The following is a 12,446-nucleotide window of genomic DNA, read 5'->3' on the forward strand; positions in this document are numbered from 1 at the left end:
TGCGGCGGAATCAACCGTGTGGTCCGGTCGATTCCGGTGGCACATCCGACGTGCCGCGGGGAGGCGCGAATGAAGCTGCGCTTCCCCGGCGGCTGCTGGCCGGCGTGATGCCGGAAGGGCGACGTCGGCGGGGTGTTGGATGGCAAGACTTCAGAACAATTCCACGTCGCCGGTGGCCATGTTTTGCTGGTCCACCGCGCGGTGGTAGTTCTCCTGGCGCCGGTCGCGCCACTCGCGCACGCGCTGCGCCATGGCCCGGGCGTCTTCGGTCGAGCGGGCCTCGTGCAGGATACCCTGCAGTTCCTGCAGGTGGGTAACCGCCTCTTCGGCGGTGACCAGCGACTGTCGGGCAATGTCCTCGAATTGCAGTGAGCGCACGGCGATGGAAACCGCCTGATTCATGCGCTCACTCAACTCTGCCTCCTCGCGGATACGCTCGTCCAGTTCGTCGGTGGCGCGCCTGGCATATTCGAACAGGTGAGTAATGCGCTCTTTTTCGCCCATGCTTTCGTTCATGTCGCGCGAGGCCATGTCGTGTACCGTGCCATGCACCTTGCTGATCGACTCGCGGGCCTGGTCGATTTGTTTGCGGATGTCGTCATGGAAGGTTGCCGAACGCTGCGACAGCGAGCGTACCTCGTCGGCAACTACCGAGAAGCCGCGTCCGGCCTCGCCGGCGCGGGCGGCCTCGATGCTGGCGTTCAGCGCCAGCAGGTTGGTCTGCCCGGCGATCGCGCCGGCACTGTCCAGCAGCTTGAACACCCCGTCCATGTGCTGGCTCATGTCTTCCATGTGGTGGGCGCTCTCGACGCTCTGGCGACTGATCTGGACCAGGGTGTCGATGAACATCTGCAGGGTCTCGTCGGACTTGCGGGTCAGCTCAGTGATGACCTCGGCATGGGTCATGCCCTCGTCGTCACCGTCCTGGGCGACCTCGCTGGTCATCAGTTCCATCTGGCGTCCGGCGATCTGGTGCATCTCGTTGAAGCTGGAACCCAGTTCCTTCACCGCCTCGGCGATCAGCCCGCGTTGGCGGCCGATCTCGGCCGACAGCTGCCCCAGTTCGAAATCCATCGCCTGATCCAGTTCGTCGGAGAGTTCGCTCCCGCCGGTGGGCTGGCCCGGGGAGGCGCGCTCATCGGACACGGTGTCAGCGGTTGTCGGCCCGCGCTGCTGGATGCCCAGGGCCAGAACCGCCGCCAGCCCGGCCAGGGTCGTGGCGGCCAGTGCCTGCCACCAGGCGGCGTAGAAGCCGGCGATGATGGCCGCGAGCAGGAGCAGGGCGGTCAGTGCCAGCGCCAGGCCTTTCTGGGCCGAATCACGGGTGAGCCATTGCATGCGGTCGTCCATTCACATTGCTCCTATTGGCCGGATGCGGCGGCGTTGCGGTGGTCACGGATCAGGGACGCGGCGATGCCTCCCAGCGGCAGGACCTGCACCGCGGCGTCCAGTTTGACCGCTTCGCCAGGCATGCCCCAGACCAGGCTGGTGTTCTCGTTCTGGGCGATGGTGTGGGCGCCGGCGTCGCGCAGCGCTCGCAGACCGCGGGCGCCATCGTCGCCCATGCCGGTCAGCAGGGCGGCGACGACGTTGGCCCCCGCCTGCTCGGCGGCGGAGTTGAACAGCACGTCGACGCTGGGGCGGTGGCGGTTTACCGGGCCGCCCTGGTCGAGCCGGCAGATGTAGCGGGCGCCGTCGCGCGCCAGGCGCAGGTGGTAGTCGCTGCCAGGGGCCACATAGGCATGCCCCGGCATCACGATATCGCCGTCCTCGGCCTCTTTTACGCTGAGCGCGGTGTTACGGTCCATGCGCTCGGCGAAGGCGCGGCTGAACCCCGCCGGGATGTGCTGGGTGATGAGGATACCCGGGGCGTCCGGTGGCAGGGCGACCAGGACCTCGCGCAGGGCCTCGGTGCCACCGGTGGAGGCGCCCAGGACGATGACCCGGTCGGTGGTTCGGAAACGTCCGCTGCCCACGCTGGCCAGCCGCTGCGGTGCCGGGGCGGGGGTGGCACTGCGCGCCTGCAGGCGGACGCGCGCCGCCGTGCGGACCTTGTCGATCAGCACGTCGGCATAGTCCTGCAGGGCGTGGGAGACATCCACCTTGGGCTTGGTGACAAAATCTACCGCGCCGACCTCCAGCGCCTCCAGGGTCACGTCGGCCCCTTCCTCGGTCAGTGACGAGACCATCACGACCGGCATCGGGCGCAGCCGCATCAGATTGCGCAGGAAGGTGATGCCGTCCATCTTCGGCATCTCCACATCCAGGGTCAGCACGTCCGGTTCGTGTTGCTTGATCTTGGTGCGAGCGTCGAAGGGGTCGGCGGCGGCAGCCACGACCTCGATGTCCGGCGCCTGGGACAGGATTTCCGTAAGCAGCTTGCGGATCAGGGCCGAGTCGTCGACGACCAGGACGCGAATGGGCTTGGAGGTGGCAGACATCTAGAAGAGCTCCACGTCGCCCTGCAGGGGTTCGTCCTGCAGTCGGCGGCGGTAGTCCTGCTCGCGTTCGAGCAGGGTGTTGTTGTGCAGGGACACGAGCTTCTTGACCCGTGCCCGCCCGGTGGCAGGAAAGAACACAACCTTGCGCGGCCAGCGCCCGCCCACGTCTTCCGCCACCAGTTCCAGGTTCTCGTCCTGCAGGAACCGGCGCATGAAGGCGATGTTGCCCGCGCCGACATCGCTCATTCCGGCCATCACGCGGCCACCGCCAAACATCTTGATGCGCAGATCCTCGCGGCGGGCTCCCAGCTTTAGCAGTTCGTTGACCAGGAATTCCATCGCATGGGTGCCGTAGCGGGTGGCGTTGGAGACGGCCGGCCCCCAGCCGCTGTTGCGGTCGCCATCCGGCAGCATGAAATGGTTCATGCCTCCGACCCCGGCTTCGGGTGACCATACGCAGGCGGAGACGCAGGAGCCGAGTACCGTCGTGATCAGCTCCGAACGCGATACCGTGACATAGCATTCGCCTGGCAGCAGCTTCGCCGCCGGGCAGGCATGCACCCGATCCCAGTAACGATTGATGTGCGCGAAGGCGCCATCGTGCAGCTGCGGCAGGGTGGGCATCAGCGGGCCCGCCGGTACAGCGTCTGTTCCAGCAGCCGGAAGTCATCAGTCACGCGGAACAGGGACTCTGAGTGACCGATAAAAAGATAGCCCTCCGGGCGTAGCAGTTGGGCAAAGCGCTCCACCAACTGCTTCTGGGTTGGCTTGTCGAAGTAAATCAGCGTGTTGCGGCAGAAGATTACGTCCAGCGGGCCCTTCATCGGCCACGGATCGAACAGGTTCAGTTGGCGGAAGTGCACCATGGCGCGCAGTTCGTCGCGGATCTTCACCCGGTCCTCGTTGGCCCCCTTGCCGCGCAACAGCCAGCGTTGCTGGCGTGCGCCCGGGATGCCGGTGACGCGCTTCGCGTCATAGACCCCGGCGTCGGCATGCTCGACCACGCGCGAGTCGATATCGGTGGCCAGGATGCGTACCTCATCCGGCGAGGGCAGGGCCTCGGCCAGGGTCATGGCGATGGAGTAGGGCTCCTCGCCGGTGGAGCACCCCGCCGACCAGACCTTCAGCGGGCCGTTCGGGTTGAGCCGTCGGATCTCCTGCAGCACTGGGCCACCCAGCATCTCGAAGTGATGCGGTTCGCGGAAGAACGCGGTCAGGTTGGTGGTCAGCGCATTGATGAACTCCTCAATTTCGCCCTCGTCATCCCCTTCGACTCGGTCCAGATAGGTGTCGAAGGCATCCAGCCCGAGCACGCGCAGCCGACGCGAGAGCCGGCTGAATACCAGCTCCTTCTTGCTCTCGTTGAGCATGATTCCGGTGCGTTCCTGCGTTAGGCGGACAACGCGCCGGAAGTCGCGTTCGCTCAGGCGGTCGGAGGCGGCCAATCAGTGTCTCCCTGAGATGGATTGATTGCGGGGCCTTAGAATTCTTCCCATTCTTCGGTCGCCGCCTGGCGCGAGGGAGCCGGGGTCGGCCGTTTGGCCGATCCGCCTTCGTGGTTGCCGCCGGCGGAGGCCGGGCGCTTCAGTCCGGGCGTGCCACTAGCCGCCCTGCCGGTGGCTGGTCGTGCAGTCGACTGCGGCATGGCCTGGCGGGCCATCGGTGCCTCAACGCCCTTGAAGAAGCCCATCAGGTCCAGCAGCTCGCGTGACTGGTCGTCCAGCGACTCGCTGGCGGCTGCGGCTTCTTCGACCAGCGCGGCGTTCTGCTGGGTAACCTCGTCGAGCTGGGTCACAGCCTTGTTGATCTCGTCGAGGCCGGTGGATTGCTCCTCGCTGGCGGCGGCGATCTCGGCAATGATGTCGGAGACCTTCTTCACCGAGTCGACGATCTCCTCCAGCGCCTTGCCGGAGTTGTCGACCAGCTTGCTGCCCTCGCCAATGCGCTCTACCGAGTCGTTGATCAGGGTCTTGATCTCCTTCGCGGCCTGGGCACTGCGCTGTGCCAGGTTGCGCACCTCGGTGGCGACCACGGCAAAGCCACGCCCCTGCTCGCCAGCGCGGGCGGCTTCCACTGCCGCGTTGAGCGCCAGCAGGTTGGTCTGGAACGCGATCTCGTCGATCACGCCGATGATGTCGGCGATCTTCTTTGACGACTGGTTGATCTCGCCCATCGCCGAGACCGTCTTCTCGACGATCTGGCCGCCTTCCTGCGCCTTGTCGCGCGCGGCACTGGCGAGCTGGTTGGCCTGGCGGGCATTGTCGGCGTTGGATTTGACCGTGGAGGTCATCTCCTCCATCGACGAGGCCGTCTCCTCCAACGAGGAGGCCTGCTCTTCCGTGCGCTGGGACAGGTCGGTGTTGCCCTGGGCGATCTCGGCCGAGGCCGAGCGCACGTTGCCGGCGCCCTCGAGGATCTGCCCAACCAGGTTGTCGAGGTTCTCGAGCGAGGTGTGGATGGCGTCGCGGAATTTCCCGAACTCTCCCTGGAAGTCGCCTTCCATACGCACGGCCAGATCGCCCTCGGACATCGCTTGCATGACCCGGGAGCCCTCGCGCAGCGGCGGGACCACCGCGTCCAACAGTTCGTTGACACCCTCGGCAATATTGCGCGCAAAGCCCTGGTAGTCCTCCGGCAGCAGGCGTTCGCCGAGGTTGCCGGCAGCCGCGTCCTTGATCAGGGCGTCAATGGCATCCTCGGCCCGACGCATCTCGGTGGTGTCACGCCATTCGACCATGTTACCGGCGTAGTTCCCGTCGGCATCGATAATGGCGGTCGCGTTTAGGTTGAAATACAGGTCCGCGACCTGAATGTTTGCCTCGAAGGGCAGACGCGCGGGGTTCTGGAGGATCGCACGCTGGTGCGTCGGGTCCTTGTGGAACTGGTCGATCGACTGCCCCACCAGGTTGTCCGGATCGAAGTTCGGGAACTCCCGGCGCAAGACATCGCTACGGCTGCGAAGCAGGCTCACCACGGAAGGGTTGGCATAGACGATATTCATGTCCGGATCGCACATCATCAGCGCGGTTTGCGAACCCTCGACCGCGGCGCGCATTCGCGTGCGTTCTTGCTCCACGCGTTCCTGTTCGGTGATGTCCTGCCACTCGACCATGTTGCCCAGGTAGTTGCCGGCGTCATCCAGCACCGCTGTCGCGTTTAGACGAAATTTGAGGTCGGCGACCTGGATCCGGGCCTCGAAGGGCAGGTTTTTGGGGTTCTGAAGGATTGCGCGCTGGTGCGTCGGGTCCTTGTGGAACTGGTCGATCGACTGACCCACCAGGTTGTCCGGATCAAAGCCCGGGAACTCCCGGCGCAGGGTGTCGCGCCGGTTGCGCAGAAGTTCGACCACGGCCGGATTGGCGTAGACAATGTTCATCTCGCTGTCGCACATCATCAGCGCGGTCCGCGCACCTTGCACGGCGGCACGCATGAAGAGGCTGTTCTGGTCACTGCCGGTGTCGGTTTGCGGATTGGCTGCCATGGGGGTGTCCTCGCTTTGCTTGTTCGTCTGGCGCGACGCCGGGGTGCGGCGACGCGCGGGTTTGTTCGTTTTCTTGGAAGTGTCGGTTTGCGGGCCGGATAGGGGCTCGGGCATGGCCGTAGCCGTCGGCTGGGGCGCGGTCGAGGGCTCGTCGCCGCTCGCCTCGCCGGCCGGGCCGGATTCGTCGAGCCAGCCCAGCGGGTCGTTGCCCAGCTTGTTGCGTTTGCGTGTCGTCATGGCCCGTTCTCCCTGGCTCGAGGCTCAGGCGTGTGCCGCCGTCGGGCGGGTGGTGGTTGGTGCCCCGGCCGCGACCAGGTCGGCGGCCAGTTGCTGAAAGTCCCCGGCCGCGCGGTGGCGCGGCTGGTACTCGAATATCGTCTGCCCGAAGCTCGGGCTCTCGGCCAGCACCACCGTCTCGCGGATGGTGGTCGGCAGCAGCGCCTCGGCGAAGTGCTCGCGGATGCGTTCGCGGACCTCGCGGGCATGCCGGCGTTGCTCGACAAAGCGCGAGAGCACAATCCACTTCTTGCGGGCCGAGCCCAGGCGCGCCTCGACGCCCTGGAGGATGCGCATCAGACGCGACAGGCCGTTCAGGGCCAGGAAGTCACCGGCCACGGGGATCAGCATCTCGTCGGCCGCGATGATCGCGTTCATTCCCAGCAAGCCCGCCGAAGGCGGACAGTCGATCAGCACGAAATCGAATGGCTGATCCAGTGCGTCCAGGGCCTTCTTCAGGCGCCAGCCGCGTTCGGCGCCGCCCTGGTTCAGGTTCTCGACCTCCTGCAGTTGATCCCCGGCGGCGACGATTTGCAGTCCGTTGCCGGCCTCGCTGAAGGCATCCTGCAACCGGGCCTCGCCCTGCAGCACGCGGTCCAGGCCGGCCGGGTCTTCCAGCCCGAAGGCCATGCTCAGGTGGCCTTGCGGGTCGGCATCGATCGCCAGAACCCGGTAGCCCTGCAGGGCCAGGGCATGGGAGAGGTTCAGGGTCACCGTTGTCTTTCCGACCCCGCCTTTCTGGTTGATCACCGCGATGGTTCGCATGGTCCGTGTGCGAGGTCGGGCTTACGCCGTCGCCTCGGCCTCGATGGCATCGGCGCTGGCAATCAGGCCCGGACCCAGAAGGGTGTCGATGTCCAGCACCAGGATCATCTGTTCCTCGACGGTCGCCAGCCCGCGTACGAAGTTGACCCCGATGCGGGTCCCGAAGTCGGGTGCCGGCTGCAGGTTGTCCGAGCCGATGTTGTAGACCTCGGAGACCGCATCCACGACCACTCCCATTACGCGTTCGCGTTCCTCGCCGACCACGCGCAGCATGATGACCACCGTGGTGGGGCCGTATTCCAGCGGCTCCATGCCGAAGCGCAGACGCATGTCGATGATCGGCACAATCATGCCGCGCACGTTGATCACGCCGCGGATGTAGTCCGGCGTGTTGGGCAGGGGTGTGGGGCGTTCCCAGCCCTTGATCTCCTGCACCCGCAGGATGTCCACGCCGTATTCCTCCTCCGCGAGGATGAAGGTGAGGTACTGGTCCTCGCCGGCGGTGGCCGGGTCGTGGATCGATTGGGTTGCGTCGTTCGCCATTGCGTTCGGCTCCTTGATGATCAGGCCGCGCGGGTATCGCGCCCGCTGGCCATGCGCGCGATCCCGGCGACATCCAGGATCAGGGCCACCTGGCCGTCCCCGAGGATGGTCGCGCCGGCCGTGCCGGGGACCTTGCGGAAATTGGTTTCCAGCGTCTTGATGACCACCTGTTGCTGACCGAGCAGGTCATCGACCCGCAGCGCCACGCGCTGGTCGTCGGCCTCGGCGACCACCAGCAGGGCGCGTTCCGGCAGTGGGCTGGGCTCGGTACGGCCGAACAGGGCCGCGAGGTCGACGATCGGAATGTATTCGTCCCGGAGGCGGTACAGGGGCAGCTTGCCGAAGACCTGTTTCACGCTCTCTGGCAGGGTCTGCAGCGACTCAACGATCGCGATCAGCGGGATCACGAAGGTCTCCTCGCCGATCTTCAGCAACTGGCCATCCATGATCGACAGTGTCAGCGGCAGGCGGATGGTCAGGCGCGAACCCTTGCCGGGTTCCGACTCCAGCTCGACGTTGCCGCCGAGACCGCGGATATTCTTCTTGACCACATCCATGCCGACCCCGCGACCCGACAGGTCGCTGACCTGGTCGGCCGTGGACAGGCCGGGTTCGAAGATCAGCTGCAGGATCTCGTGGCGGTCCGGGTGCTGGTTGGGTCCAACGAGGCCGGCATCGCGGGCCTTGGCGAGGATGCGGTCGGCGTCCATGCCCTTGCCGTCGTCGCGGATCTCGATGACCACGTTGCCACCCCGGTGGAAGGCCTCCAGGGTGACCTGGCCGGTCTCCGGTTTGCCGGCCGCCGCGCGTTCTTCGGGCATTTCAATGCCGTGGTCCACCGCGTTGCGCACCAGGTGCACCAGCGGGTCGCCCAGGTGCTCCATGACGGTCTTGTCGACCTCGGTGTATTCGCCCTTCAGGGTCAGCTCGATCTGCTTGCCCAGCTGCCCGGAGATGTCGTGTACCAGCCGCGGAAAGCGGTTGAAGACCTGCGCGATCGGCACCATGCGGATGCTCATCACGCTTTCCTGCAGCTCGCGGGTATTGCGTTCCAGTTCGCCCAGTCCGGTGCGCAGGCGCTCGATCTGCGCCTCCATCTGCGACGGGTCTTCCTCGAGTTGTTCGCTGATGTCCGTCAGCATCGACTGGGTGATGACCAGTTCGCCCACCATGTCGATCAGGGCGTCGATCTTGCCTGCGTTCACTCGCATGGAGCTGGATTCCGCCCCACGGTTCCCGCTGCCGCCGCGTGCAGCGGGGGCCTCCGGCCGACGGGGGGTGGTCGCGCCCATCTCTGCCGGCTCGGGCGTCAGTGGGGGTGCTCCAGCAGTCGGCACGCTGACCGCTTCAAGGGGTTCGATTAGGAGATCGCACTCGTCCTCGACCCACTCGAAGACCTCCTGGATCTGGTCGCGGGTGGCATCGCCTTCCAGCTCCAGGGTCCAGGCCAGGTGGCAGTCCTCCGGGTCGAAGGCATCCGCGTGATCCGGCAGGCGATCGGTCTCGCAGTGCACGTTGAGCGTGCCGAGTTCCTCCAGCACCTCGAACATGCGCAGGGGGTCGTTGCCGGTGCGCATCAGGTCCGCGTAGGGCTGGAAATGAATTCGCCAGCCACGCGGGCCACCGTGGTCCCCGCCGCTGGAGGCATCGGTACCATCGTTGCCACCGGCTGCCGGCGGGTTTCTGGCTTCGCTGGCGGGCGCGGCATCTCCCAGATGGGCCTCGATCAGGGCGCGCACTTCGGCTACCTCGGCGGGGTCGGCCTCGCCGCCATCGCGGGCGGCGTGCAATTGCGCGCGCAGAGTGTCCACCGCACGCAGGAGGAGGTTCACCGTGTCCGGGGCCGCCTCCTGCTCGCCGTTGCGCATGCGGTCCAGCAGGGTCTCCACGCCATGGGTGAACCCGGAGATCGCGCCGAAGCCGAAGGTCCCGGCTCCGCCCTTGATCGAGTGGGCGCAGCGGAAGATCGTGTTCAGCGTTTCCGGGTCGCCGTCGTCCAGCGCGAGGAGTTCGGTCTCCATGCGCTCCAGCCCCTCGAAGCTCTCCTCGAGAAAGGCATCGATGAACTGGGCCATGTCGATCGACATGACTAGCGCAGCACCCGGTTCACGGTGTTCATCAGCTGGTCGGGGTCAAACGGCTTGACCAGCCATCCGGTCGCGCCGGCAGCCTTGCCTTCCTGCTTCTTCTCCGGCCCGGCCTCGGTGGTCAGTACCAAAATGGGCGTGAACTTGTAGTCGCCCAGCTTTCGCAGCTCGCGGGTCAGTTGCAGGCCGTCCATGGCGGGCATGTTCACGTCCGTGATCACCAGATCCGCCTTGGCGCCCTGGGCCTTGCTCAGGCCATCCTTGCCGTCGCGACCCTCGACGACCTCGTGCCCGGCCTGCTTGAGGGTGAATGCGACCATCTGGCGCATCGAGGCGGAATCGTCCACCACTAGAACCTTAGCCATTGATGTCTCCTGAATCCTTGTCGTCGTGTGGTGCGGCGCTCGATGCAAACCCCTCGTCGGGTACGCCCAGGGCCTGCAGGGCCTGGGCCAGCACCGCGCTGGTCCCGCTCAGCGAACAGCCTTGCGCATTGCGGGTGGCCGAGTGGCGGGCCATCAGCAGGACCTGCACGCCGGCGGCATCCACATCATTCACGGCCGCGGCATCCACCTGGAGGTCTTCGCCGGCATCCAGTGCCGCGCGCAGTTCCTGCCAGCACTCGGCTGCGGTGTCGATGCGCAGGCGTTCCGGCAGCGCAATGGTGGTCATCTGCAGTACCCTTCTATGAACACGGTACACACTGTACAGGTGTTGTACAGGCCTATTCCAGCCTTTCCTAAACTCTTGTACGGCTGGAAGTGCAAAAACTTGAGACGCGCTTCACCTCGATTCGTCGATAAAGGACTGGACTTTCGGCCCGGCGGTGTGGCGGTCTTGCCTTTTTTACCCTCTGAAACCCGCTTGTCTCACGTGTCATTTGATCGGAAGGAGCCGCCGATATGCAGGCCCGTACGCTCTATCGCCTGACCACCGATGCCGCAGCCTGTCAGGTGGCTGCGAACTGGCTGCGGGCTGCGGCGGTGGAGGGGCCGGTGCTGTGGGTGGGCCGCTCGCCGCCCGACGGGGTGCCACATGTGGCACCGGCGCAGGCTGGGCATTGGCTGGGGCACGAGGTACAGGCCCTGGCATTCGAGGCCGGGCAACCGCTCGCGGTGGACGCGCTGGTCACGGTCGCAGGCCTGCTGCTCGGCGGTGGCACCCTGGTGATCCTCGACGGCACCGGCGGAGACGGGGCGTTTGCCCGCCGCTGGCAGGCGGCGCTGGCTGAGCCGTGGGTGCGGACCGTGGAGCCGCCGTCGGCGGATCGACGGCCCGGAATCATGCCGAGGGCGGCGGGCCCGTTTGCGTGGACGCCGGATCAGGCCATCGCGCTGGGGCATTTGGCGGGACTCGCGCCGGGCGAATGTGTAGCGTTGACCGCCCCGCGTGGCCGCGGCAAGTCGACCCTGCTGGGCGAGTTTCTGGGCGCGGCACCGCAGCGCGGCGAATCCACGATCACGCTGACGGCGCCGGGACCACGGGCCGTGGACGCATTGCTGGCACGCGCCCGACATTGGACACCCGCGCCGGAACGGTACTACCGGGCCCCGGACGTCTTGCTGGAACAGGCGGAACCGCTGGATACCTTGATCATCGACGAGGCTGCGAGCATGCCGGTCGAGCGCCTGCTTCAGTTGGCCCGGTTGGCACGGCGCCTGGTGCTGGCGACCACGACCGGCGGCTTCGAGGGGAGCGGGCAGGGCTTTCGGCTGCGTGCGCTGCCGGCCCTGGAGGGGGCGGGCTTTCGCGTACGGCTACAGACCCTGGATACACCGGTTCGCTGGGCCCCGGGCGATCCGCTCGAGGACTGGCTGAATCGGCTGTTCCTGTTGGAGGCGGCGAGTCGCCCCCCGGTCTCCCAGGCCGTGCGGCTGCGCTGGAGCACGGGCGCGGCGCTCGCGGACACGCCGCAAACCCTGGAGGCGGTAATGGGCCTGCTGGCGGACGCCCATTACCGCACACGGCCCTCCGATCTGGCGCGCTGGCTGGATGATGCGGGTGTTCACCTGCTGCTGCTGGAAGGGGCGGCGGATGGCGCCCTGTTCGGGGTGGTTCTGATCCAGGAAGAGGGCGGACTGGAGCGCGCGATAGCCGAAGCGGTTTGGTCGGGCGAACGGCGCCCGCAGGGGCATTTCCTGCCGTGCACCGTTGCGGCCCGGGGTGACTTCGACCTGGCAGGGGAGGGCGCGTGGCGCATTCAGCGCATTGCGGTGCATCCGCACTGGCAGGGGCGCGGCCTGGGGAGCCGTCTGTTGCGTGCGGTCGAGGACCGGGCTGGTGCCAAGGGGGTGGCGCTGATTGGCGCGAGTTTCGGGCTGCAACCTGTGTTGCTGCACCTTTGGCAGCGCGCGGGTTATGGCCTGGTGCGAGTCGGCGTCCAGCCGGATGCGGCCAGTGGCCAGGTGAGCGGCGTGGTCCTGCGTGCGACCGCGCCCCGATTGCAGCCCCGGCTGCAACAAGCATTGGCGGCCTTTCGGCGCGACTGGCCGGTCTGGCATCCCCGGTTCCTGCCGGACACCACCGCGGCCATGGTGAGCGAAGTCCCTGGGGATCAGGATGCGGAGGGAGATGGTCCCTTGTCGCCGGTTGACCCGGTGGCGGATCTGAGGGAGGTCCGAGCCTTTTCCCAGCGGGCGCGGCCCCTGGAGTGGGCGCTTCCCGCGTTGTTGCGGCAGTTGGCGGTGGCGCCGCCGGACGAGCCGGAAGGTCAGCTGCTCGCGGCGAGCCTGGCGCAGCCCATCGACTGGGACCGACTGGCACGCGAGCTGGAGGTTTCCGGGCGGCGCGGCGTCACCCGAAGGTTGCGTCGCGCCGCCCGGAACTGGCTGGAGGCCCGGAGTCTGTAACCCG

Annotated in this window: 11 protein-coding genes; 1 reads left to right on the forward strand and 10 read right to left on the reverse strand. The window is 66.8% G+C overall.

What is annotated here, in order from left to right:
- Positions 1 to 150: 150 nt before the first annotated feature.
- The 10 genes from D573_RS0109505 to D573_RS0109550 are packed head-to-tail and all read right to left on the reverse strand — an operon-like array spanning position 151 to position 10,265.
- On the reverse strand, positions 151 to 1,350 hold the full coding sequence (locus tag D573_RS0109505) for a methyl-accepting chemotaxis protein (protein ID WP_018650617.1): 1,200 nt from the start codon (positions 1,348 to 1,350) through the stop codon (positions 151 to 153).
- A gap of 11 nt (positions 1,351 to 1,361) precedes the next feature.
- Positions 1,362 to 2,441, reverse strand: a complete 1,080-nt coding sequence (locus D573_RS0109510; RefSeq protein WP_018938354.1) for a chemotaxis response regulator protein-glutamate methylesterase — start codon at positions 2,439 to 2,441, stop codon at positions 1,362 to 1,364.
- A complete protein-coding gene (gene cheD / locus D573_RS0109515; protein ID WP_018938353.1) occupies positions 2,442 to 3,065 on the reverse strand; it encodes a chemoreceptor glutamine deamidase CheD in 624 nt (207 codons plus the stop codon). It lies immediately after the preceding gene.
- Positions 3,065 to 3,886, reverse strand: a complete 822-nt coding sequence (locus tag D573_RS0109520) for a protein-glutamate O-methyltransferase CheR (RefSeq protein ID WP_018650616.1) — start codon at positions 3,884 to 3,886, stop codon at positions 3,065 to 3,067. The genes cheD and D573_RS0109520 overlap by 1 nt, the downstream gene beginning before the upstream one ends.
- A gap of 35 nt (positions 3,887 to 3,921) precedes the next feature.
- Positions 3,922 to 6,159 (reverse strand): methyl-accepting chemotaxis protein, encoded by a 2,238-nt coding sequence (locus D573_RS0109525; protein WP_018938352.1) that lies wholly within the window; start codon positions 6,157 to 6,159, stop codon positions 3,922 to 3,924.
- A gap of 24 nt (positions 6,160 to 6,183) precedes the next feature.
- Entirely contained in the window at positions 6,184 to 6,963 is a 780-nt protein-coding gene (locus tag D573_RS0109530; protein WP_018938351.1) for a ParA family protein, read from the reverse strand.
- A 21-nt stretch (positions 6,964 to 6,984) separates the two neighbouring features.
- Positions 6,985 to 7,506 carry a chemotaxis protein CheW gene (locus tag D573_RS0109535; protein ID WP_018938350.1) on the reverse strand — a complete coding sequence of 174 codons (522 nt, stop codon included), beginning with the start codon at positions 7,504 to 7,506 and terminating at the stop codon, positions 6,985 to 6,987.
- Between the two features lie 20 nt (positions 7,507 to 7,526).
- Positions 7,527 to 9,593 carry a chemotaxis protein CheA gene (locus D573_RS0109540; RefSeq protein WP_018938349.1) on the reverse strand — a complete coding sequence of 689 codons (2,067 nt, stop codon included), beginning with the start codon at positions 9,591 to 9,593 and terminating at the stop codon, positions 7,527 to 7,529.
- A 2-nt stretch (positions 9,594 to 9,595) separates the two neighbouring features.
- Positions 9,596 to 9,958, reverse strand: a complete 363-nt coding sequence (locus D573_RS0109545; protein ID WP_018169253.1) for a response regulator — start codon at positions 9,956 to 9,958, stop codon at positions 9,596 to 9,598.
- Positions 9,951 to 10,265, reverse strand: coding sequence for an STAS domain-containing protein (locus D573_RS0109550; RefSeq protein ID WP_018938347.1), 315 nt, complete (start codon positions 10,263 to 10,265; stop codon positions 9,951 to 9,953). Before D573_RS0109550 ends, D573_RS0109545 begins: the two co-directional genes overlap by 8 nt.
- A 230-nt stretch (positions 10,266 to 10,495) precedes the next feature.
- On the opposite strand from D573_RS0109550, the gene D573_RS0109555 reads away from it, so the two are divergent.
- Positions 10,496 to 12,442 carry a GNAT family N-acetyltransferase gene (locus tag D573_RS0109555; RefSeq protein ID WP_018938346.1) on the forward strand — a complete coding sequence of 649 codons (1,947 nt, stop codon included), beginning with the start codon at positions 10,496 to 10,498 and terminating at the stop codon, positions 12,440 to 12,442.
- The last annotated feature ends 4 nt before the right edge of the window (positions 12,443 to 12,446 follow it).

The sequence above is a fragment of the Thioalkalivibrio sp. AKL9 genome, assembly GCF_000377825.1.
In the GTDB taxonomy this organism is placed as follows: domain Bacteria; phylum Pseudomonadota; class Gammaproteobacteria; order Ectothiorhodospirales; family Ectothiorhodospiraceae; genus Thioalkalivibrio; species Thioalkalivibrio versutus.

Excerpts from the sequence above, each read along its gene's own strand:
- D573_RS0109505 (WP_018650617.1), bottom strand. The coding sequence starts at position 1,350 with ATGGACGACCGCATGCAATGGCTCACCCGTGATTCGGCCCAGAAAGGC.
- D573_RS0109510 (WP_018938354.1), bottom strand. The coding sequence starts at position 2,441 with ATGTCTGCCACCTCCAAGCCCATTCGCGTCCTGGTCGTCGACGACTCG.
- cheD (WP_018938353.1), bottom strand. The coding sequence starts at position 3,065 with ATGCCCACCCTGCCGCAGCTGCACGATGGCGCCTTCGCGCACATCAAT.
- D573_RS0109525 (WP_018938352.1), bottom strand. The coding sequence starts at position 6,159 with ATGACGACACGCAAACGCAACAAGCTGGGCAACGACCCGCTGGGCTGG.
- D573_RS0109530 (WP_018938351.1), bottom strand. The coding sequence starts at position 6,963 with ATGCGAACCATCGCGGTGATCAACCAGAAAGGCGGGGTCGGAAAGACA.
- D573_RS0109535 (WP_018938350.1), bottom strand. The coding sequence starts at position 7,506 with ATGGCGAACGACGCAACCCAATCGATCCACGACCCGGCCACCGCCGGC.
- D573_RS0109540 (WP_018938349.1), bottom strand. The coding sequence starts at position 9,593 with ATGTCGATCGACATGGCCCAGTTCATCGATGCCTTTCTCGAGGAGAGC.
- D573_RS0109545 (WP_018169253.1), bottom strand. The coding sequence starts at position 9,958 with ATGGCTAAGGTTCTAGTGGTGGACGATTCCGCCTCGATGCGCCAGATG.
- D573_RS0109550 (WP_018938347.1), bottom strand. The coding sequence starts at position 10,265 with ATGACCACCATTGCGCTGCCGGAACGCCTGCGCATCGACACCGCAGCC.
- D573_RS0109555 (WP_018938346.1), top strand. The coding sequence starts at position 10,496 with ATGCAGGCCCGTACGCTCTATCGCCTGACCACCGATGCCGCAGCCTGT.